This window comes from Falsiroseomonas oleicola (genome assembly GCF_019029495.1).
Classification (GTDB): domain Bacteria; phylum Pseudomonadota; class Alphaproteobacteria; order Acetobacterales; family Acetobacteraceae; genus Falsiroseomonas; species Falsiroseomonas oleicola.
In genome coordinates, this window is sequence record NZ_JAERQM010000001.1 from 319,988 (window position 1) to 341,072 (window position 21,085).

Consider the following 21,085-nt stretch of genomic DNA (forward strand, 5'->3'; position numbering starts at 1 on the left):
GGCAGGACCACTCGATGGGCAAGGCGCTGCGTGAGGACAGGCCCGGCAGTCCACCCTTCCCTGGGCGATCCGGTTTCATGAAGATCGCCCCGTCGGCGGTGCTGGCGATCCTGCTGGCCGCGCTGCCGGTCGGACTTCTGGGCCGGAGCATGGAGATCGCCTGGATCCGCCTCGTCGGAATCCAGGCCGAGGCGGTCATCGTCGGACAGCCCCGCAGCGTGCCCGCCAAAGGTGGCCCCGATTACTGGGCGGAACTGCACGTCGCGCTGCCCGATGGCCGCGATCTGCACGGCGCCGCATCCCACCCCATCCGTGCCGCGATGATCGCCCCCGCGAATGGCGCCCTCGCGCGCCGCGCGCCGCAGGCAGGGGACAGGTTGGCGATCCGCCTCCATGGGCGCGACCCCGTCCGGCTGACACCGGAAAGCGCCCTGGCCTACGGGCCCGCACCCTTCATCGAGGCGCTGGTCGTCATCCTTCTCACGCCACTTCTCTACCGGCTCTTCCGCAGTCACACGCCGCTGAATACCGTCCGACGCAGGCCGGACAGAAACAGGGCAAGCTGACGATGGAAGATCGCATGCCGGCCCGTGCCGCCCGATGGCGGGACTCGGCCGGCGGGCTATAAGCGCGATATGGCCGAGACCCTGATAACCCATGCCCGCCTGATCGACCCCGCCTCCGGCCTCGATGCGCCAGGCGCGCTGCTGGTGCGCGATGGCCTCATCCTGGACCACGGCAGCAACCTCGGCGTGCCGGATGGCGCGACGGTGGTGGATGCCGGCGGTGCCTGCCTCGCCCCGGGTCTGATCGACCTGCGTGCCGCCCTCGGCGAGCCGGGCGCCGAGCACCGGGAGACCATCGCCTCCGCCGCCCAGGCCGCGGCGGCGGGCGGCATCACCACCCTCTGCGCCCTGCCCGACACGACGCCGGCCATCGACGACCCGGCGCTGGTCGCCTTCCTGGCCCGGCAGGCGAGCGCCAGCCTGACCATCCTGCCCTATGGCGCCGCCACCCATGGCTGCGCCGGCAAGGATATTTCCGAGTTCGGCCTGCTGCGGGAGGCGGGGGCGGTTGCCTTCACCGATGGCAGGCGGGCGATCGGCCCGGCGCGGCTGATGCGCCTGGCGCTGTCCTATGCCCGCGCCTTCGGCAGTTTCATCGTGCAGCACCCGGAGGAGCCGAGCCTGGCCGGCGGCGGTGCCGCGACCGAGGGCGAGCGCGCCACCCGCATGGGCCTGGCCGGCATTCCGCCCGCCGCCGAATCGATGATGGTGGAGCGCGACATCGCGCTGGCCCGGTTGACTGGCGGCCATGTCCACTTCGCCCATGTCAGCACCGCCGCGGCGCTGGAGGCGATCCGGCGCGCCAAGGCGGAGGGGTTGCGCGTCACCTGCGACACGGCGCCGCCCTATTTCGACCTGAACGAGACGGCGATCGGCGAATACCGCACCTATGCCAAGCTCTCCCCACCCCTACGCGTGGAGGCCGACCGGCTGGCGGTGGTGGCAGCGCTGGCGGATGGCACCATCGATGCCGTGGCCTCCGACCACCAGCCGCATGATGCCGACGACAAGCGCCTGCCCTTCGCCCAGGCCGAGCCCGGCGGCACCGGCCTCGCCACGCTGCTGGCGGTGACGCTGGCGCAGGTGCATGGCGGCAGGCTGGGCCTGCTGGAGGCGCTCGGCCTGATGACGGCCAGGCCCGCGGCGCTGCTGGGGCTGGACAGCGGCGTGCTGAAGAAGGGTGCGCCGGCCGACCTGGTGCTGTTCAGCCTGGAACGCGGCTGGCAGGTCCATTCCGGAAAGCTGCCCGGCAAGGCCCAGAACACGCCCTTCGACGGGCGGGCGCTGGAGGGCCGTGTGCTCGGCACCTGGAAAGCCGGGCGGAGGGTGTTCGGGTGAATACCGGCCTGCTGATCGCCGCGGCGCTGGGCTATCTGCTGGGCTCCGTGCCCTATGGGCTGCTGCTGACCAAGGCGGCCGGGCTGGGCGATGTGCGCGCCATCGGCTCCGGCAGCATCGGCGCCACCAATGTGCTGCGCACCGGCAACAAGAAGCTGGCGGCGGCAACGCTGCTGCTGGATGCGGCGAAGGGCGCCGTGGCCCTGCTGCTGGCCCGCTGGATTTTTGGCGAGGATGCGGCGCTGCTGGCGGGCTTCTGCGCGCTGCTGGGGCACACCTTTCCCATCTGGCTCGGTTTTCGGGGCGGCAAGGGCGTGGCCACGGGGGCTGGCGTCATTCTCGCCGCCCAGCCCGGCCTTGGCCTGCTGCTGCTGGGCGTCTGGCTGGCCATGGCGGTGCTGACGCGCATCTCCTCGCTCAGCGCGCTGACCGTCTGCGCCCTGGCGCCGGTCGTGGCGGCGCTGTCGGGCGACTGGCGGCTGGCCGGCTTCTGCCTGGGCGTGGCCCTGCTGATCGCCATCCGCCACCACGCCAATATCCGCCGCCTGATCGCCGGCACCGAACCCAAGATCGGCCGCAAGGCCTGAGATGCGCCCGGCGGAGGCCCTGGCGCGGCTCAGCCTCGCGCGCACCGACGGCATCGGTCCTGCAACATTCCGCCGTCTGATCGCACGCCACGGCAATGCGGAGGCTGCCATGGCCGCCCTGCCCCAGCACGCCGCCCGCAGCGGCCGCAGCTTCACAGCGCCCCCGCGGGACGCCGTGGCGCGGGAGATGGAGGCGGTGGCCCGGATGGGCGGCAGCTTCCTGTTCCTGGATGACCAGGGCTACCCGCCGCTGCTCGCCTTGCTGGAGGATGCGCCGCCCGTCCTGGCCCTGCTGGGACCGCCCGAGGTGCTGCGCCGCCGCCAGGTCGGCGTGGTCGGCGCCCGCGCCGCCTCCGCCGCCGGGCGGCGGGTGGCGGAGGAGTTGGCGGCGGGGCTGTGTTCGGCCGGCATCGCCGTCACCTCTGGCCTCGCCAGGGGAATCGACGCGGCGGCGCATCTGGGCGCGCTGAATGTGCAGGGCCGCACGGTGGCCGTGGTCGCCGGCGGGCTCGACATGCCCTATCCGCCGGAGAATGCCGCGCTTCAGGGCCGCATCGCGGCCGAGGGCGGGGTGGTGGTCAGTGAGGCGCCGCTCGGCACCGCGCCCCAAGCCCGCCACTTCCCCCGCCGCAACCGCATCGTCGCCGGGCTGGTGCTGGGGCTGGTGGTCGTGGAAGCGGCGCAGCGGTCCGGCAGCCTCATCACCGCCCGCCTGGCCCTGGAAGCCGGGCGGGAGCTGTTCGCGGTGCCCGGCAACCCGCTGGACCCGCGGGCACGGGGTGGCAATGATCTGATTCGCCAGGGCGCTCATCTGACCGAAACGGCGGAGGATGTGCTGGCCAACCTGCCCGCCCAGCCGCTGGTCCTGCCGCTTTTCAGCCTGGCCCCGCTTGCGGATAAAATAACTGCACCCGCCCCAGCGGCCGCGCCACCGCCGGAATCGGTGGGACAAGTGCTTGAGTTGATTGGCACGACACCGGTTGCCGTTGACGATCTGGTCCGCCGCTGCCAGCTATCAGCGCCATCCATCCAGGCGATCCTGCTTGACCTGGAGTTGTCGGGGCTGGTGGAAACCCTGCCTGGCAACCGGGTCGTCCGGTCGGTTACGTGACCGCACGGAATTTCGGGCGGGAAAAGCGCGCGAAGGCGAACAGATAAAGATGCCTGATGTCGTCGTGGTCGAGAGCCCCGCAAAGGCCAAGACCATCAACAAGTACCTCGGCGACGACTTCACCGTCCTCGCCTCCTTCGGCCATGTCCGCGACCTGCCCGCCAAGGATGGCAGCGTCCGGCCGGATGAGGATTTCGCCATGGACTGGGAAGCGGATGAGCGGGGCGACCGTCAGGTTGCCGCCATCGCCAAGTCCCTGAAGGGCGCCCGCCGCCTGTTCCTGGCCACCGACCCGGACCGGGAAGGGGAGGCGATTTCCTGGCATGTGAAGGACATGCTGGCCCGCCGCGGCGTCCTCAAGGGCGTCGAGGTGCATCGCATCACCTTCAACGAGATCACCAAGCGCGCCGTGCAATACGCCGTGGCGCATCCGCGCGACCTCGATGTGCCGCTGATCGACGCCTATCTGGCACGCCGCGCGCTGGACTATCTGGTGGGCTTCAACCTCTCGCCCGTGCTGTGGCGAAAGCTGCCCGGCAGCCGCTCCGCCGGCCGGGTGCAGTCGGTTGCCCTGCGCCTGATCTGCGAGCGCGAAGCCGAGATCGAAGCCTTCCGGGCGCGCGAATACTGGACGGTGGAAGGCCGTTTCGCGACCCCCTCCGGCGCCGGCTTCTCCGCCCGCCTGACCCATCATGAGGGCAGGAAGCTCGATCAGTTCGACCTGCCGAACGAGGCGACCGCGATGGCCGCCAAGGCCGCGGTCGAGGCGGGCAAGTTCAGCGTGGCTTCCGTCGAGAAGCGCCGCACCAAGCGAAACCCGCCACCGCCCTTCACCACCTCCACCCTGCAGATGGAGGCGTCCCGCAAGCTGGGCATGGGCGCGCAGGCGGCGATGCGGGTGGCGCAGCAGCTGTATGAGGGCACCGATATCGGCGGCGAGACCGTCGGCCTCATCACCTATATGCGAACCGACGGCGTGCAGATGGCGCGGGAGGCGATGTTCGCCATCCGCGACCATGTGAAGGAGGCCTTTGGCGACAACTACGTACCGGGCGCGCCGCGCGAATACTCCTCCAAGGCCAAGAACGCCCAGGAGGCGCACGAAGCCATTCGCCCAACGGACGTCTCCCGCACGCCGGAACAGGTGGCCCGCTTTCTCGATGACCGGCAGCGCAAGCTCTATGAGCTGATCTGGAAGCGCGCCGTCGCCAGCCAGATGCAATCTGCTGAGATCGACCAGACGGCGGTGGAGCTGGTGGAGCCCTCGGGCAAGACCAAGCTGCGCGCCACCGGCTCCGTCATCGCCTTCGACGGCTTCCTGCGCCTGTACCGGGAGGATGAGGACGACCGCGCGGCCGATGCGCGCGCCGGTATCGCCACTGCCGGGCCGGAACCCGACGACGAGAGCAAGACGCTGCCGCCGATGCGAGAGGGGGATGCGGCAAAGTCCGGCCCCGTCACCGCCAGCCAGCATTTCACCCAGCCGCCGCCGCGTTTCTCCGAAGCGACACTGGTCAAGCGGCTGGAGGAGCTGGGGATCGGCCGGCCCTCCACCTATGCCTCGATCCTCCAGGTCCTGCAGGACCGGGACTATGTGAAGCTGGACAAGCGGCGCTTCGTGCCGGAGGACCGCGGCCGGCTGGTCACCGCCTTCCTGGTCGCCTTCTTCGAACGCTATGTCGATACCGGCTTCACCGCCGGGCTCGAGGAGAAGCTGGACGATATCTCGGGCGGCCGGGCCGATTGGCGCGCGGTGATGCGCGCCTTCTGGGAGGACTTCTCCAAGGCCATCTCCTCGACCAGCGAGCTGACCATCAGCGACGTCATCGACGCGCTGGACGAGGATCTGGGCCCCCACTTCTTCCCCGCCCGCGCCGATGGCGTGGACCCGCGCGGCTGCCCGGCCTGTTCCGGCGGCCGGCTGGGCCTGCGGCTGGGACGGACGGGCGCCTTCATCGGCTGCTCCAACTATCCCGAATGCCGCTACACCCGGCCCCTGGTCGCGCCGGGGGCGGAGGCCGATGGCGCCGCCGGCTTCAATGAGGGCCAGCGCGAGCTTGGCGTCGATCCGGCGACCGGCAAGAACATCAGCCTGCGGCGCGGCCCCTACGGCCTCTACGTCCAGCTCGGCGAGGAAACCCTCGACGAGAAGGGCAAAAAGGTCAAACCGCGCAGGGCCAGCCTGGCCAAGGGCATGGACCCGGATGGGCTGACGCTGGAACGCGCCCTCGCGCTGCTCTCCCTGCCCCGCATCGTCGGCGTGCATCCGGAGACGGCGGAGGAGATCGTCGCGGCCATCGGGCGCTTCGGCCCCTATGTGAAGATGGGGCAGTTGTTCAAGTCGCTGGACCCGGATGACGACGTTCTGGTCATCGGCCTGAACCGCGCCATGGCGTTGCTGGCGGATGTGAAGCCGCGCGGGCGGGCGCTGGGGGATCATCCCTCCGGCGGCAATGTCGATGTGCGGCGCGGGCGCTTCGGGCCCTTCGTCATGCATGGCAGCCGCGTCGCCTCCATGCCGCGGACCATGGATTTCGACACGGTGACGCTGGAGGAGGCGGTGAAGCTGCTGGCCGAGAAGGGCAAGGAGCTGCCGCCGCTGACCAAGGGCAAGAAGGGCGCGAAGAAGGCGCCGGCGAAGAAGGCCGCTGCCCCGGCGGGCGAGGAGGCCGCGCCGAAGGTGAAGGCCTCCGCCAAGGCCAAGGCCCCCGCGAAGCCGAAGGCCGCTGTCGCATCGACCGCCAAGCCCAAGGCGGCGGCAAAGCCCAAGGCCGCGGCCAAGCCGAAGACCGCCGCGAAGCCCGCGGCCAAAAAGCCGGCGGCGCGCAAGGCCGCCGGCTGAGATGGTCCGGCGCGGTCCGCCGCCCAAGGGCCATGCCGCGCGCAGGCCCCCGGCGACGGGGACCGCGCCTTTGCCAAGCCTGGTCGCGCTGCGGGATTTTCTGGCCGACCAGCCGGGCCGGGTCGGCAAGACCGAAATCTCGCGGCATTTCGGCCTCTCGACCGACCAGCGCCCGGCGCTGCGCGAATTGCTGCGGCAGTTGAAGGAATCCGGCCAGGCGGCCGGCGTCGGCCGCAAGGGCCTGGCCGCGCCCGACCGCCTGCCGGATATGGCGCCGGTGGAGGTCACCGGCACCGACCCCGATGGCGACCCCATCGCCCGCCCCCTGCAATGGGACAGCACGGCCGGCCCGCCGCCCGTCATCTATATGCAGCGCGAGGCCGCCGGGCAGCCGGCGCTGGCTCCCGGCGAGCGGGTGCTGGCGCGGCTGAAATTCATCGGCGGCAACAAATATGAGGGCCGCACCTTCAAGCGCATCGGCCGCGGCGTGCCCACGCGCATCCTCGGCGTCTTCGAGGAAGGCGGCATCATCCCCACCGACCGGCGGCAGAAGGGCGAATGGCGCGTCGCCTCCGATGGGCTGAACGGCGCCCGCCCCGGCGACATCGTCCTCGCCGAGCCCCTGCCCCGCCACCATGTCCTCGGCCCCGGCCTGGTGCGGATTGTGGAAGTGCTGGGCCGCATGGGGGAGGCGCGCTCCGTCTCGCTGATCTGCATCCACGCCCATGGCATCCCCGACATCTTCCCCGCCGAGGCGCTGGAGGAGGCGGAGCGGGCGCGCGAGGTTGGGCTGAAGGGGCGGGAGGACCTGACCGCCCTCCCTTTGGTCACCATCGATGGCGAGGATGCGCGGGATTTCGACGATGCCGTCTGGGCCGAGCCGGATGGCGATGGCTGGCGCTGCCTCGTCGCCATCGCCGACGTCGCGCATTACGTACCGACCGACAGCGCGCTGGACCGCGAGGCCTGGGCACGCGGCAATTCGGTCTATTTCCCCGACCGCGTCGTGCCGATGCTGCCGGAGGCGCTATCGAATGGCTGGTGCAGCCTGCGCCCGGGCGAGAATCGGGGCTGCCTCTTCGTCGAATTCCACATCGACGCCGCCGGCCGAAAGCAGCGCCACCGCTTCGGCCGCGGACTGATGCGCAGCGCCGCGCGGCTGACCTATGACCAGGTGCAGACGGCGCGGGACGAGGGCGGCGGGCTGGAAGGCGTGCCGGACGATCTGCTGGGCCATCTCTACGGCGCCTTCAGCGCGTTGCTCACCGAACGCGACCGGCGCGGCACGCTGGAGCTCGACATGCCCGAGCGCCGCGTGATCCTGGACGAGGCCGGCGAGGTCACGGATATCCGCCCGCGGGAGCGGCGCGATTCGCACCGGCTGATCGAGGAATTCATGGTCGCCGCCAATGTCTGCGCGGCGGAGGAGCTGGAACGGCTGGGCCAGCCCTGCATGTACCGGATCCATGACCGCCCCTCCGACGCCAAGCTGGAAGGGCTGCGGCAGTTTCTCGAGTCGCTGGAACTGCAACTGCCCGCCCGCGACCGCCTGCATCCGCGCGACTTCGCCGGAATCCTGGCGGCGGTGAAGGACCGGCCGGAGGCGCGGCTGGTGCATGAGGCGGTGCTGCGCGGCCAGTCCCAGGCTGAATACAGCCCCGACAATATCGGCCATTTCGGACTTGCCCTGGCCCGCTACGCGCATTTCACCAGCCCGATTCGCCGCTATGCTGACCTGCTGGTGCATCGCGCGCTGATCGCCGGCCTCGCCTGGGGCACGGATGGGCTGCAACCGGCGGAGATCGCACGCTTCCCGGACACCGGGGAGCACATCACCCAGACCGAAAGACGGGCGGCGATGGCGGAACGAGACGCCATCGAACGCTATCTTGCTGCTTTCATGGCAACACGTCTGGGAGAAGTGTTCGAGGCACGGATTTCCGGGGTGACACGCTTCGGCCTGTTCGTCACCGTGCAGGAGAACGGCGCCAGCGGAATTGTTCCCCTCGCGACCTTGCCGGACGACAAATGGCAGTTGGATCAGGCAGGGCATGCGATGTCCGGCCGCAAGACGAGGCTGACCTTCTCCCTGGGCCAAGCGGTCGAGGTGAGGCTGACGGAGGCTGTTCCACGCACCGGCGGGATGGTCTTCGCCATCATGCAGGGCGATCCGCGCGCGCAATCCTCCGCGCGGCGCTCCGCAAAGGTGCGCGAACGGCGCTGATCCTGCTGTCCCCGCTCCTGTTCGCCGGGGCCAGCGGTGCCAGGGCGGAGCAGGCGGCGACGGTCGATACCAGCGCGCTGCGCGCGGTGCTGCTGCCCAGCCATCGGCTGATCCTGGAACGGCATCTGGAACCGGTGAGCCCTGCCAACCTCGTGCTGTGGTCGCTGCGCGGCCTGACCGTGCTGGACACGCGCTTCAACGCCGAAATACGCGCCGACCGCATCCTGCTGCTGGGCGAGGACCGTGTCCTGGCCGGCACGCCGCTGGCACCGCTGGCCAGCGGCACGTCGCCAGCGGTTCTCGGTGCCGCGGTGGCGGAGGCGCTGGACGGGCTCTACACCGCCGCCTGGCGCGACTCACCGGCCTTGCGCCGGGCCGGGGCGGAACGGTTGCTCGCCTCAGGCTTCGACGAGCTGTTCAACCACCTCGATCCCTATAGCCGCTACGTCTCCGCCGAGGATGCGCGTATGGCGCGCGAAAGGCGGGTCGGGCAGTCCGGCCTCGGCCTGCGCGTCGCGGCGCAGCGCAATGCCCTGGTGATCGACGAAATCACCCGGGATGGGCCGGCGGCCGCGGCCGGCATCCGCGCCGGGGACCGGCTGCTGGCCGTGGAAGGGCGCCGCCTCGGCCCACGCGACCCCGGCCTCGCCGCCACCCTGCTGGAAGGGCCGGAGGGCAGCGAGGTGACGCTGACCCTGATGCGCGGCAACCGCCGGCGCGTGGTGACCCTGGTCCGGGAAAGGGTGGTGCCGGAAACGGTCACGGCCGAGTTGGGCCAGAACATTCTCTATGTCCGCCTGACCGGTTTCTCCGCCGTGACCGACAGGCGCCTAACCCAGGTGCTGCGGGATGGCTTCGCCGAAGGCGCGCCGCGCGGCGTGGTGCTTGACCTGCGCGGCAATCGCGGTGGGTTGCTGAGCCAGGCGGTGGCCGTGGCCGACGCCTTCCTGACCGATGGCGACGTGATGCGCACGGAAGGCCGGCACCCGGAGGCCAACCGCCGCTACACCGCCGGCGGGCAGGACCTGGCGGAGGGCCGGCCCGTGGTGGTGCTGGTCGATGGCCGCACCGCCTCCTCCGCCGAGATCGTCGCCTCCGCCCTGGCGGAGCGTGGCCGTGCCGTGGTGGTGGGCAGCGCCACCATGGGCAAGGGCCTGATCCAGCTTCTGGCGCCGCTGCCCAACGGCGCCGAGATCCTGGTGACATGGTCGCGCATCGTCGCGATCTCCGGCTGGCCGATCCAGGGCATCGGGGTGCTGCCATCCCTCTGCACCAGCCTGGGGCCGGAGGTGGTGGCACAGGGGCTGGCGCAGCTTCGCCAGGGCCAGGCGCCGATGGGCGCGGCGCTGGCCCGCCAGCGCGCTGCCCGGGCGCCGGTGCTGGCGAGCGAGATGACGGCCTTGCGCAATGCCTGTCCGCCGGCAGAAGGGCGGGAGGACGACCAGTTGGCGGCGCGCGCCCTGATCGAAACGCCGGAGGCCTATGCGACGGCGGTGCGGATTCCGTAGATCACCGCGATCAGCGGCTGTTCCGGCCCGCCGGCTTGCCCTGTTCCGCCGTGGGGGGCCAATCCTCCGGCACCGCCGCCTCCACCCGGTTGCGGCCATTGTTCTTGCCGCGATACAGCGCCGCGTCGGCGGCGCTCAGCACGTCATCCGCCAGCGCGCCGATGCCGCCCGCCGCGACGCCGATGCTCATGGTGATGCTGAGCGGCACGCCCTCCGCCAGGATCGGTACATTGGCGATGGCGGTGCGCAGTCGCTCGGCCACCAGCATGCCATCCTCAGTCGCCGCGCCGGACATCACCACCAGGAATTCTTCCCCGCCATAGCGGGCGACCACGTCGGCGGCGCGCAGATGTCCGCGCACACGCTCCGCCACCTCCCGCAGCACGATGTCACCGGCGGCGTGGCCATGGGTGTCGTTCACCGCCTTGAAGCGGTCCACATCCATCAGCAGCAAGGCCGCCCCGGAATTGCGCAACACACCTTCCAGATGGCGCCGGACATATCTTCGGTTGCGCAAACCGGTCAGCGGATCGGTCACTGCCATTTCCAGGCTGCGGTCCAGGTCGGCGCGCAGCCTTTCCTGGTAGCGCTTGCGACGGATCTGATTACGCACCCGGGCACGCAACTCGTTCGGATCGACCGGGCGAATCACATGGTCATTGGCACCGAGGTCGAAGCCGCGCAGCACCAGGTTCTTCTGCCCCGGATCGGCGACCAGCAGCACCGGCAGGTCCCGCGTGCTGGCATGGGCGCGCAGGCGGGAGGCAAGGCGCAGCGCATCGCCGCCATCCAGCGACAGGCTCAGCAGCACCACATCATGCAGGCCGTCCTGCAGGATGTCCCAGGATTCGCCCGGATCGGCGCAGTGCGCCGCCTCGATGCCATCGGCACCCAGCACCAGGGCCAGGGCCTCCGCCTCCCCGGCATCCTCGTTCACGATCAGGGCGCGGGCGCCGGCGACACTGGGAGACGGACCCGGGGGGGGTTCGAACCCAAGGTCGCGCGCGGTCTCCGCCCGCAGCCGCCAGGCGTCCAGCACCTGCTTCATGCGCAGCAGGGCGCGCAGCCGGGCGAAGAGCGTGGCGTCGTCGACAGGCTTGGACAGGAAGTCATCCGCCCCCGCCTCCAGCCCCCGCACCCGCTCCGCCGGGTCGGTCAGCGCGGTGATCATGACGACAGGGATATGGGCGGTACCCGGCTGCGCCTTCAGCCGGCGGCAGACCTCGTAGCCATCCATGCCCGGCATCATGACGTCCAGAAGAACGACATCGGGCATCCAGCGTTGCACCGTGGTCAGCGCTTCGGGACCCGAGGCGGCAATGGCCACCTCGTAATATTCGTTCAGCAGCTTGATCTCGAGCAGACGGAGATTCGCCTGGATGTCGTCCACGACCAGGATGCGTGCGGTCATCCGGCCACACCCCCGGCATTGGCCACGACGAGGTTGGCGCCGATGGTCTGGCGACCCGACAACAAACCGTCTAGATGCTGCAACGCTGGCCTGATGCACATGGTCACAAATCTGTCAAGGAGAAATCTATGTCGGATATCGCACGCGACGATTCAGGCCTGCCCACCGCTGCGCATCGGGAGGTCGCCAATTCAAGCCTGTTCTTCAAGCGCTGGCTGGCAAACCCCTTGCAGATGGGCTCCATCATCCCGTCCTCGGACACGCTGTGCCGGCGAATCGCGGCCCTGGTCGAACGGAAGGACGATGAGGTGGTGGTGGAACTCGGCGCCGGCACGGGCGTGATTTCCCGCGCCCTCCTCGCCGCCGGCGTGCCGCCGGAGAAGCTGGTGGTGGTCGAGATTGTGCGCGACATGGCCGAGCACCTCCGCGCATCGCTGCCGGGGGTGAACGTCATCCAGGGTGACGCCTTCGAACTGGCGAAGGCGCTGCCGGCGGCGATGCATGGGAAAGTGGGCACGGCGATCTGCGGGATTCCCCTGGTGTTGTTGCCGCAGGCGGACCAGCAGCGATTCGTCTCGGCGGTGGAGGCGGTCGCCCCCGGCAAGGGATTTCTCCTGTACACCTACTGCATCACCTCGCCGCTGCCTTACCGCAAGCTGGGCCTGACGGCGAAAAGGGAGGTCTGGACCCCCCTCAACTTCCCCCCGGCCAGCGTCTGGCGCTACCAGCCTGCCCGGTAGTGGCGCGCGCCGCAATGTCTGAGCTTGCGGCGCCTGCGAAGCCCTGGAAACCGGACCCGGCTTCCAGGGCTTCCGCATCAGCCGCTGCTCAGCGCGACCTCGGCGCCGTCCGGGCGAGCGATCCGCGCCAGCAGGCGCGGATGCGGGCTGCGGCGAACCTTCAGTGCGTCCTCCAACCCGCGTTGGAGCAACTGCTCACGCAGCTGGTCAGCCTCCGGATGCTCCGCCTCCAGGGCCAGCAGCTTGCAGCCGGATTTCTTCAGCCGCGGCGCCGCGCCCTTGCCGTCATCCCACTGGATCAGTGACGGGATCAGGTTGCGCATGTCCTGGCGCTGCGGCGGCATGGCCATGCGCCAGGTCAGCTCACCGCGGGACCAGGCCTTCACCTCGCCCGCCTGGCTGGCGCCGAGGCGGGTGACGACGGCATCCAGCACCGGCGTGCGGGCCACCCAGCCCAGCAGGCGCGGGCCGGCTTCCAGCATCATGCTCACACCGGCATCGTCCAGGTCGAAGGGGCGCGGATGCGGCGGTGTCTCCTGCCCCGGATCGACGGCAATCACCTCCAGATACTGCTGCGGCCCCAGGCTGAGCAGCATGTTGTGCGTGCCGATGCCGGGATGGCTGCCGCCCTTGGTGGGGCGCACGCCGAGCTGCGCCTCGATATAGTCGGCACCTTCCTCCAGCGTGCGGGCGCCGACGACGATGTGGTCGATCTCGGCCATCTCAGCGGGCCTGGAACTGGGTATTGCCGAACAGCACTTCGCGTTCCTTTTCCGTCATCGATCCGACACGCTGGTTCTGCGCCAGCACCTGCACGCCGCGCTGCACCGCCGGCCGCGCCGCGATGGCATCGTGCCAGCGCTTCACGTTGGGGTAGTCGGCCAGGTCGATGTTCCGTCGCTCCGGATTGCGGATCCAGGGGAAGGTGGCGATGTCGGCGATGGAATATTCCTCCCCGGCCAGATAGGCGGCATCGGACAGGCGCTTGTCGAGCACCCGGTGCAGGCGGCCGACTTCCTTGGCGTAGCGTTCCTTGGCGTAGGGAATCTGTTCCGGCGCATAGGCGTGGAAATGGCCGTACTGGCCGAACATCGGCCCGACGCCGCCCATCTGGAACATCAGCCATTCCAGCGCGCGATAGCGCCCGGCGGGGTCGGCCGGCAGCAGCTTGCCGGTCTTCTCCGCCAGATAGATCAGGATGGCGCCCGATTCGAACAGGGTCAGGCGCTGGCCGCCCGGCCCGTCCGGATCGACGATGGCGGGGATGCGGTGGTTCGGCGTGATGGCGAGGAAGTCGGGCTTGAACTGCTCACCGGCCCCGATGTTCACCGGCACGACCGTATAGGGCAGGCCGAGTTCCTCCAGCGCGATATGCACCTTGTGGCCATTCGGCGTCGGCCAGGTCCAGACCTCGATCGGCATGCGCTTCTCCCGGAATGCAAAGTGGCGGCGCGGCGACCTCCCCGAAGGGCGGCCCGCGCACAATCCATTGCAGGCAGGGTGGGCCTGCCGGGGCGCGGTTGCAAGACGGGCCGGGGCCACACGCCCCGGCCCGGCCTTGCCGGCGCCTTTGCCTCAGCAGAAATGCGCGCCGCGCGTCTCCACCGGCACCATGTACAGCGACTGGCTGGCGCACATGAACAGCCGGTTCCGCCGGGCGCCGCCGAAGCAGAGATTGGCGCAGATCTCGGGCAGGCGGATCTGGCCGATGCGGGCGCCGTCGGGGGCGAAGACATGCACCCCGTCATAGCCCTCCCCCACCCAGCCCATGGCGGCCCAGACATTCCCCGCCTCGTCGCAGCGGATGCCGTCCACCATGCCGGTGCGGCCCTCCAGCGTCATCTCCGCAAAGCGGCGCGGGTTGCGCAGGCGGGGGCCGTCCACCTCATAGGCCCAGATCTGGCTGGCGGCGTCGGGGTAGTGGCTGCGGCCGGTATCGGCGACATACAGGGTGCGATAGTCGGGCGAGAAGCACAGGCCGTTGGGCTTGAACACATCATCCGCCACCTTCGCCACCTGGCCGGATTGCGCGTCGATCCGATAGATCGCCTCCTTGATGAAGGGGCGCGGGGAGCGGGCGGATTCGGGCACGCGGTTGCCCTCGTAATCCATCAGCCCACCATAGCCTGGGTCGGTGAACCACAGCGCGCCATCCTCGGGGTGGACCACGCCGTCATTCGGCGCGTTGAAGGCGCCGTCGGGGCCACGATCGGCCAGCACCGTCATGCGGCCATCGGGCTCGTAGCGCACCACGTCGCGGTGGAAATGCCGAAAGGCAATCTGGCGCCCCTCGCGATCAAAGGTGTTGCCGTTGGAATAGCCGGAGGGGCTGCGGAAGCGGCGATGGGTGGTCAGGTCCTCCTCCACCAGCCGCAGGCATTCGTCGTTGGGGATGTCCGACCAGATCAGGAATCGTCCCGTCGCGTGCCAGGCGGGACCCTCGGCCCAGCCCATGCCGGTGTGCAGCCGGGTGATCGCGGAATTCCCCAGCTTCGCCGTGAAGCGGCGCGGGTCGATGGCGATGATGTCGGGGTCGGGGTAGCGCTGCGGCGGGGCGTTGGGGCCATAGCTGCGCTGCGCCAAGGCGGGTGCCGCGGCCAGCGCGGCCGCCGCGCCGAGCAGGGCGCGGCGCGACGGATCGGGGAGAGGCTTCATGCTGTTTCCTCCATTGGCCCTGTTCGGGCGATCGGAGGATGGCATGCGGTCGCTACGGGCGCGCAACCCCCGCGTGCATCATCCCGAAGGCGTGATGATCGCTCGCCGTCAGGCGTTGCCGCCGAGATAGTCCATCGCCACCTGCACGCCGCCCGCCTGATGCGGCACGCCGGCCGCGCGCAGCCCCATCTCCACGCCGCCCAGCGCGCCCACCAGCTGCAAGGGCGAGATGTCGCCGAGATGGCCGATGCGGAAGACGCGGTCGTTCAACTGGCCGAGCCCATTGCCGAGCGACATGTTGAACTTTTCCAGGATGGTCGCGCGCAGCGCATTGGCGCTGTGCCCCTCCGGCAGCCGCACCGCCGTGAGAACGGAGGAATAGTGCCGCGGGTCCTGGCACTGCACCTCCAGCCCCCAATGCCGCACGGCGCGCCGCGTCGCTTCCGCCATCCGGTCGTGGCGCGCAAAGACGTTGTCGAGGCCTTCCTCCAGCAGCATGTCGCAGGCGGTGTCGAAGGCGTAGAGCATGTTGGTCGCCGGCGTGTAGGGGAAGTAGCCGGTGGCGTTCGACGCCAGCATCGGCTTCCAGTCCCAGAAGCTACGCGTCAGTTTTGCGGTCTTGCTGGCCTCGATCGCCTTGGCGCTGATCGCGTTGAAGGACAGGCCCGGCGGCAGCATCAGCCCCTTCTGGCTGCCGGAGACGGTGACATCCACGCCCCATTCGTCATGCCGGTAGTCCATCGAGCCGAGGCCGGAGATCGTGTCCACCAGCAGCAGAGCGGGGTGGCCGGCGGCATCCATGGCGGCGCGGACTTCGCTGATCCGCGAGGTGGCGCCGGTGCTGGTCTCGTTGTGGACGACGCAGACGGCCTTGATGGCGTGGGACTTGTCGTCGCGCAGCTTGCGCTCGATGGCCTCCACATCGGCGCCGCGGCGCCAGTCGGTCTTCACGAAGTCGGCCACGATGCCGAGGCGCTCCGCCATCTCGTTCCACAGATGCGCGAACCAGCCGGTCTCGCACATCACCACGCGGTCGCCGGGGGAGAGGGTGTTGACCAGCGCCGCTTCCCACGCCCCCGTTCCGGAAGCGGGATAGATCACCACGTGGGACTTGGTCTTGAAGATGGCCTTGGCCTTCTCCAGCACCTGGGCGCCGAGCTTGCCGAAATCCGGGCCGCGATGGTCCATGGTCGGGTGGTCCATGGCGCGCAGGATGCGGTCCGGCACGTTGGAGGGCCCGGGAATCTGCAGGAAATGGCGACCGGAATTCGGCTTGGACTGGAAATAGGCCATGGCGGTGGGGCTCCCTCGGTTGGGTCCATCTAACCCCCAGCATTGCCTGCCGCCAATGAGTAACCCTTGTGGAATTGATAAGCGTTATAGATCGGACAGCCGTGCCAACCCGCGCTACATCGTGGGCATGGGAGACGCCGCATGAATGCCAGCACCGGAATCGCCGACAGCCGCCTCGCGCAGCGCCTGAAGCGGGAGACGGAGGGGGAGGTGTTGTTCTCCGCCGGCGACCGCGGCCGCTATGCCACCGATGCCTCGATCTACCAGCAGATGCCGATCGGCGTGCTGGTGCCGCGCAGCCTGGCGGATGTGGCGGCCGCCATGGCGATCTGCCGGGAGGAAGGCGTGCCAGTGCTGCCGCGCGGCGGCGGCACCAGCCAGTGCGGCCAGACGGTGAACCGCGCGCTGGTGCTGGACTGCACGCCGCATCTGCGCCGGGTGCTGAAGGTGGAGGGCGACACCGCGACGGTCGAGCCCGGCATCACCCTCGGCGCGCTGAACGAAGCGCTGAAGGCGACGAAGCAGTTTTATCCCGTCGATCCTTCCACCTGGCAGCGCTGCACCATCGGCGGCATGGCGGGGAACAATTCCTGCGGCTCGAAATCAATCCGCTACGGGCTGATGGCCGACAATGTCCGCGCCATCGATGCGCTGCTGGCGGATGGCACGCGCTTCCGCTTTGGCGACATTCCCGAAAACCTCGGCCCCGACGTGCCCGGCTCCGTCGCCGACCTGGTGGCAAAGCTGCGCGCGATCGGGGCGCGGGAGGCGGAGGAGATCGCGGCGCGATTCCCGACCCAGCTCCGCCGCGTCGGCGGCTACAACCTGGATGCGCTGACCCCCGAGGGCCGCGCTGCCGGCCGCGGCAGCCTGGCGCGGCTGCTGGTGGGCAGCGAGGGCACGCTGGCCTTCTCGGCGTCCCTCGACCTGAAGCTCTGGCCGATCAAGCCGCGCAAGGTTTTGGGGATCTGCCAGTTTCCGTCCTTCCGCCAGGCGATGGCGGCCTCGCAGCATCTGGTAACGCTGAACCCGGAGGCGGTCGAGCTGGTGGACCGCACCATGATCGACCTCGGCCGTTCCATCCCGATCTACCGCGACACCATCGACCAGATCGTCATCGGCGAGCCGGACAGCCTGCTGATCGTGGAATTCCACGGCCATGACGACGCGACCCTGCTGCAGGGCCTGGACCGGCTGGAGGAAATGATGGGCGCCCTCGGCCTGCCCGGCCAGGTGGTGCGCATCACCGATGCCGGCTTCCAGGCGCGCGTGGCCGAAGTGCGCGAGGCCGGCCTCAACATCATGATGAGCATGAAGGGCGACGGCAAACCCGTCTCCTTCATCGAGGATTGCGCCGTCCCGCTCGAGGACCTGGCCGACTACACCGAGCGCCTGAACGACGTCTTTGCCAAATACGGCACCAAGGGCACCTGGTACGCCCATGCCAGCGTCGGCTGCCTGCATGTGCGCCCCGTGCTGAACATGAAGTCGGGCGAGGACGTCACGAAGATGCGCGCCATCGCGGAGGAGTGCTTCGCGCTCGTCCGTGAATACAAGGGCTCGCATTCGGGCGAGCATGGCGACGGCATCGTGCGTTCCGAATTCCACGAACCCATGTTCGGCGCCCGCATCGTCAAAGCCTTCGAAGCGGTGAAGGAGGCCTTCGATCCGGGGACCGCCGAGCTGCCGCACGGCCTGCTGAACCCCAACCGCGTCGTGCATCCGCCGCGCATGGATGATCGGACGCTGTTCCGCTACGGCCCCGACTATGCGGCCGATCCTGGCGTGACGCCCTCGCTCGACTGGTCCGCCTGGCCGGGCCCGCAGGGCGGCCTGCTGGGCGCCGTCGAGATGTGCAACAACAACGGCACTTGCCGGAAATTCGACGCCGGCTCCATGTGCCCCTCCTACCGCGCCACGCGCCAGGAACAGCACCTGACGCGCGGCCGCGCGAACACGCTGCGCCTTGCGCTGACCGGGCAACTCGGCCCCGAGGGCCTGGCCTCCGATGACGTCGCGGAAGCCATGTCCCTCTGCGTCGGCTGCAAGGCCTGCAAGCGGGAATGCCCGACCGGCGTGGACATGGCCAAGATGAAGATCGAGGCCGCCCATGCCCGCAGCCGCGCGCGCGGCGTGGCCCTGCGCGACCGGCTGATCGCCGAGATGCCACGCTGGGCCCCCTTCGCCGCGATCGCGCCCATCCTGTTCAACGCGCGCGACCTGATCCCCGGCATGGCAAAGCTGACGGAGCGCCTCACCGGCCTCGCCGCCGGCCGCACCCTGCCCCGCTTCCGCAGCGATGCCTTCCACGATGCCGAACTGCGCGCCCCCGATGGCCGCGCGAACGAAGTCATCCTGCTGCCCGACCTCTTCAACCGCTACTTCGAGCCCGAGAATCTACGAGCTGCCATCCGCGTCCTGCGCGCCGCCGGCGCCGATCCGGCCGTGGCCCGCCCGCCGCGCGGATCTCGTCCGCTGGATGACGGCCGCACCTACCTCGCTGCCGGCATGGTCGAGCAGGCCCGCGCCGAAGCCCGCCGCACCCTCACGGCCCTGTCCGCCTGGGACAGCCCCGTGCTCGGCCTGGAACCCTCCTGCCTGCTCACGCTGCGCGACGAATTTTTGTCTCTGCTCCCCGGCGAGCCGGCCCAGAAACTGGCCGCCCGCGCGATGCTCGTCTCCGAATGGCTCACAAAGACCAAGGCGCCGCTGAAGCTGAAATCCATCGGCGCCGAGGCGCATATCCACGGCCACTGCCACCAGAAGGCCGTCGGCGACTTCCCCGCCGCGGTCGCCACCCTCACCCGCATCCCCGGCCTGAAGGTGACGCCCATCACCTCCGCCTGCTGCGGCATGGCCGGCGCCTTCGGCTATGATGCGGAAAAGCTGCCAACCTCCATCGCCATGGCCGAGCTTTCCCTCCTCCCCCACATCCGGCGCACCGCGCCGACGGCGCTGATCGTCGCCGACGGCACATCCTGTCGCCACCAGATCACCGACCTGGCAAAGCGCCCGGCCTTGCACTCCATCCGACTTCTCGACATGTCCCTGGCATGACCCAGCCCCAAGACATCCTCGCCTTCTGGTTCTCCGAAGGCCCCGACACCGCCCGCAAGGCCTGGTTCCTCAAGGATGACGCCTTCGACGCCAGCATCCGCGCCCAGTTCGGCGACCTGCTGGTCCCGGCCCGCGAAGGCGCCCTTGATTCCTGGGCCGAAACCCCGGACGGCGCCCTCGCCCTCCTCCTCATCCTCGACCAGTTCCCCCGCAACCTGCACCGCGGCCACGCCGACGCCTTCGCCAGCGACTCCCACGCCCTCACCATCGCCCGCCAGACCGTCCTCACCCGCCGCTTCGACCTCGCCGTCACCCCCACCCAACGCAGCTTCCTCTACCTCCCCTTCGAACACAGCGAAGCCATGGCCGACCAGAACCTGTCCGTCGCCCTCTTCGAAGGCCTGCGCGACCACCCCGCCATGGCCGCCCCCAACGGCGTCATCGACTACGCCTGGCGCCACCGCATCGTCATCCAACGCTTCGGCCGCTACCCCCACCGCAACACCCCCCTCGGCCGCCCCTCCACACCCGCCGAACAAGCCTGGCTCGACGCGGGCGGGGGGTTCTGAGGGACGGCACTGGGTGAATTGCAGGAGGGGCGCTGCCCCTCCCGCACCCTCCCCGCCAGGAGGCAGTGGCCTCCTGGACCTCAGGACCTTGAAGGGAAATGGAGAGGGGCCAGCGGTACCGCATGTTCAGCGGTCCCTCCGGCCCCTCTCCATTTCCCTTCATGAATCAAAGGGTTCCAAGGGTCCACTGACCCTTGGCAGGGGGTGCAGGGGGACAGCGTCCCCCTGCGAACCACCCAGCGCCATCACCCCAGTGCCACCGCCACGGTCGGGGCCAGTCCGGCAAATTCGGCGGCGCGGGGGCTGCGGGGGCGCCAGGCGAGGGCGAGCATGCGGCCGGGGGTGGCGGCGCCGGAGAGGCGTCGGATGTCGACGGGGGCGTCGCCGAGGATGCCGCCGTGGATGGCGAGTTGGGGCAGCAAGGTGACGCCCAGGCCGCCGGCGACCATTTGCACCAGGGTGTGGAGGCTGGTGGCGGAGAAGCCTTCCTCGGCGGTGGCGGCCAGGTTGCGGGGCAGGCCGCAGGCGGCTTCGGCGTGGTCGCGCAGGCAGTGGCCGTCTTCCAGCAGCAGCAGGCGTTCGCCGGACAGGGCGGAGATGGGCACCGGGTCGCGGGCCGCGAGGTGGTGGCCGCGCGGCAGGGCCAGGTGGAAGGCGTCCTCGGCCAGCGGCAGGGTTTCCATGTTGCCGGCGGCCGGAAGGGCGAGAATCAGAAGGTCGAGCTTGCCGGCATCGAGGCCGGCGACCAGACGCTCCGTCAGATCCTCCCGTAGCCAAAGGCGCAGGCGGGGATAGGCCTGGCGCAGGGCGGGCATCAGGCGCGGCAGCAGGAAGGGGCTGATGGTGGGGATGATGCCCAGGCGCAGCGGGCCGGAGAGTGGGTCGCGCGCGATCGCCGCCGTCTCCGCCACCGCTTCCAGCGCCGCCAAGGCGGTGCGGGCGCGGGCGACGAGTTCGAGGCCGAGCGGCGTGAAGACGGGGCGCTTCACGGCCGTGCCGCGTTCCAGCAGCCCGGCGGCGAGCTGGCGTTCCAGCGCGATCAGGCCGGCGGAGAGGGTAGATTGCGTGACCGCGCAGGCGGCGGCGGCGCGGCCGAAATGCCCGTGATCCGCCAGGGCCACCAGGTAGCGGAGCTGTTGCGGGCTGGGCAGGAGCATGATCGATGGAACCGATTGAAACCTGGA

The 21,085-nt window shown here is 69.9% G+C and carries 16 protein-coding genes; 10 read left to right on the top strand and 6 right to left on the bottom strand.

Annotated elements, in window-relative coordinates:
• Positions 1–14 precede the first annotated feature (14 nt).
• The 7 genes from JJQ90_RS01595 (at position 15) to JJQ90_RS01625 (ending at position 10,176) form a co-directional block, all read left to right on the top strand.
• The gene (locus tag JJQ90_RS01595) at positions 15–566 is read left to right on the top strand and encodes a hypothetical protein (protein ID WP_216872718.1); all 552 of its coding nucleotides are present in this window, start codon (positions 15–17) and stop codon (positions 564–566) included.
• 69 nt (positions 567–635) lie between these two features.
• Complete coding sequence (gene pyrC, locus JJQ90_RS01600; RefSeq protein ID WP_216872719.1) at positions 636–1,904, top strand: dihydroorotase; 1,269 nt, start codon at positions 636–638, stop codon at positions 1,902–1,904.
• The gene (gene plsY / locus JJQ90_RS01605) at positions 1,901–2,491 is read left to right on the top strand and encodes a glycerol-3-phosphate 1-O-acyltransferase PlsY (protein WP_329959343.1); all 591 of its coding nucleotides are present in this window, start codon (positions 1,901–1,903) and stop codon (positions 2,489–2,491) included. Before pyrC ends, plsY begins: the two co-directional genes overlap by 4 nt.
• Before the next feature lies 1 nt (position 2,492).
• Positions 2,493–3,602, top strand: a complete 1,110-nt coding sequence (gene dprA / locus JJQ90_RS01610) for a DNA-processing protein DprA (protein ID WP_216872720.1) — start codon at positions 2,493–2,495, stop codon at positions 3,600–3,602.
• A gap of 49 nt (positions 3,603–3,651) precedes the next feature.
• Positions 3,652–6,444 (top strand): type I DNA topoisomerase, encoded by a 2,793-nt coding sequence (gene topA / locus JJQ90_RS01615; protein ID WP_216872721.1) that lies wholly within the window; start codon positions 3,652–3,654, stop codon positions 6,442–6,444.
• A gap of 70 nt (positions 6,445–6,514) precedes the next feature.
• Positions 6,515–8,668 carry a ribonuclease R gene (rnr, locus tag JJQ90_RS01620; RefSeq protein ID WP_230410298.1) on the top strand — a complete coding sequence of 718 codons (2,154 nt, stop codon included), beginning with the start codon at positions 6,515–6,517 and terminating at the stop codon, positions 8,666–8,668.
• 86 nt (positions 8,669–8,754) lie between these two features.
• Positions 8,755–10,176 (top strand): S41 family peptidase, encoded by a 1,422-nt coding sequence (locus tag JJQ90_RS01625; RefSeq protein WP_216872723.1) that lies wholly within the window; start codon positions 8,755–8,757, stop codon positions 10,174–10,176.
• Positions 10,177–10,186: 10 nt separating this feature from the next.
• Here JJQ90_RS01625 and JJQ90_RS01630 read toward each other — a convergent pair whose 3' ends face one another.
• On the bottom strand, positions 10,187–11,587 hold the full coding sequence (locus tag JJQ90_RS01630; protein WP_216872724.1) for a PleD family two-component system response regulator: 1,401 nt from the start codon (positions 11,585–11,587) through the stop codon (positions 10,187–10,189).
• Between the two features lie 128 nt (positions 11,588–11,715).
• On the opposite strand from JJQ90_RS01630, the gene JJQ90_RS01635 reads away from it, so the two are divergent.
• Positions 11,716–12,327 carry a class I SAM-dependent methyltransferase gene (locus tag JJQ90_RS01635; RefSeq protein ID WP_216872725.1) on the top strand — a complete coding sequence of 204 codons (612 nt, stop codon included), beginning with the start codon at positions 11,716–11,718 and terminating at the stop codon, positions 12,325–12,327.
• A 77-nt stretch (positions 12,328–12,404) separates the two neighbouring features.
• On the opposite strand, the gene JJQ90_RS01640 is transcribed toward JJQ90_RS01635, so the two are convergent.
• The 4 genes from JJQ90_RS01640 to JJQ90_RS01655 form a co-directional block, all read right to left on the bottom strand.
• A complete protein-coding gene (locus JJQ90_RS01640) occupies positions 12,405–13,049 on the bottom strand; it encodes a VOC family protein (RefSeq protein ID WP_216872726.1) in 645 nt (214 codons plus the stop codon).
• Between the two features lies 1 nt (position 13,050).
• Positions 13,051–13,749, bottom strand: a complete 699-nt coding sequence (locus JJQ90_RS01645; RefSeq protein WP_216872727.1) for a glutathione S-transferase family protein — start codon at positions 13,747–13,749, stop codon at positions 13,051–13,053.
• Between the two features lie 153 nt (positions 13,750–13,902).
• Positions 13,903–14,982, bottom strand: a complete 1,080-nt coding sequence (locus tag JJQ90_RS01650) for an SMP-30/gluconolactonase/LRE family protein (protein ID WP_216872728.1) — start codon at positions 14,980–14,982, stop codon at positions 13,903–13,905.
• Positions 14,983–15,090: 108 nt separating this feature from the next.
• Positions 15,091–16,275, bottom strand: a complete 1,185-nt coding sequence (locus JJQ90_RS01655; RefSeq protein ID WP_216872729.1) for a pyridoxal-phosphate-dependent aminotransferase family protein — start codon at positions 16,273–16,275, stop codon at positions 15,091–15,093.
• A gap of 141 nt (positions 16,276–16,416) precedes the next feature.
• Here JJQ90_RS01655 and JJQ90_RS01660 point away from each other — a divergent pair, with 141 nt between their 5' ends.
• Both JJQ90_RS01660 and JJQ90_RS01665 read left to right on the top strand, forming a co-directional pair.
• Positions 16,417–19,332 carry an FAD-binding and (Fe-S)-binding domain-containing protein gene (locus JJQ90_RS01660; protein WP_216872730.1) on the top strand — a complete coding sequence of 972 codons (2,916 nt, stop codon included), beginning with the start codon at positions 16,417–16,419 and terminating at the stop codon, positions 19,330–19,332.
• Positions 19,329–19,901, top strand: coding sequence for a DUF924 family protein (locus tag JJQ90_RS01665; RefSeq protein ID WP_216872731.1), 573 nt, complete (start codon positions 19,329–19,331; stop codon positions 19,899–19,901). The genes JJQ90_RS01660 and JJQ90_RS01665 overlap by 4 nt, the downstream gene beginning before the upstream one ends.
• A gap of 245 nt (positions 19,902–20,146) precedes the next feature.
• On the opposite strand, the gene JJQ90_RS01670 is transcribed toward JJQ90_RS01665, so the two are convergent.
• A complete protein-coding gene (locus tag JJQ90_RS01670) occupies positions 20,147–21,061 on the bottom strand; it encodes a hydrogen peroxide-inducible genes activator (protein WP_216873722.1) in 915 nt (304 codons plus the stop codon).
• Positions 21,062–21,085: the final 24 nt, after the last annotated feature.

Excerpts from the sequence above, each read along its gene's own strand:
- JJQ90_RS01595 (WP_216872718.1), top strand. The coding sequence starts at position 15 with ATGGGCAAGGCGCTGCGTGAGGACAGGCCCGGCAGTCCACCCTTCCCT.
- JJQ90_RS01635 (WP_216872725.1), top strand. The coding sequence starts at position 11,716 with ATGTCGGATATCGCACGCGACGATTCAGGCCTGCCCACCGCTGCGCAT.
- JJQ90_RS01640 (WP_216872726.1), bottom strand. The coding sequence starts at position 13,049 with ATGGCCGAGATCGACCACATCGTCGTCGGCGCCCGCACGCTGGAGGAA.
- JJQ90_RS01665 (WP_216872731.1), top strand. The coding sequence starts at position 19,329 with ATGACCCAGCCCCAAGACATCCTCGCCTTCTGGTTCTCCGAAGGCCCC.
- JJQ90_RS01650 (WP_216872728.1), bottom strand. The coding sequence starts at position 14,982 with ATGAAGCCTCTCCCCGATCCGTCGCGCCGCGCCCTGCTCGGCGCGGCG.
- JJQ90_RS01655 (WP_216872729.1), bottom strand. The coding sequence starts at position 16,275 with ATGGCCTATTTCCAGTCCAAGCCGAATTCCGGTCGCCATTTCCTGCAG.
- JJQ90_RS01630 (WP_216872724.1), bottom strand. The coding sequence starts at position 11,587 with ATGACCGCACGCATCCTGGTCGTGGACGACATCCAGGCGAATCTCCGT.
- dprA (WP_216872720.1), top strand. The coding sequence starts at position 2,493 with ATGCGCCCGGCGGAGGCCCTGGCGCGGCTCAGCCTCGCGCGCACCGAC.
- JJQ90_RS01660 (WP_216872730.1), top strand. The coding sequence starts at position 16,417 with ATGAATGCCAGCACCGGAATCGCCGACAGCCGCCTCGCGCAGCGCCTG.
- topA (WP_216872721.1), top strand. The coding sequence starts at position 3,652 with ATGCCTGATGTCGTCGTGGTCGAGAGCCCCGCAAAGGCCAAGACCATC.
- pyrC (WP_216872719.1), top strand. The coding sequence starts at position 636 with ATGGCCGAGACCCTGATAACCCATGCCCGCCTGATCGACCCCGCCTCC.
- JJQ90_RS01645 (WP_216872727.1), bottom strand. The coding sequence starts at position 13,749 with ATGCCGATCGAGGTCTGGACCTGGCCGACGCCGAATGGCCACAAGGTG.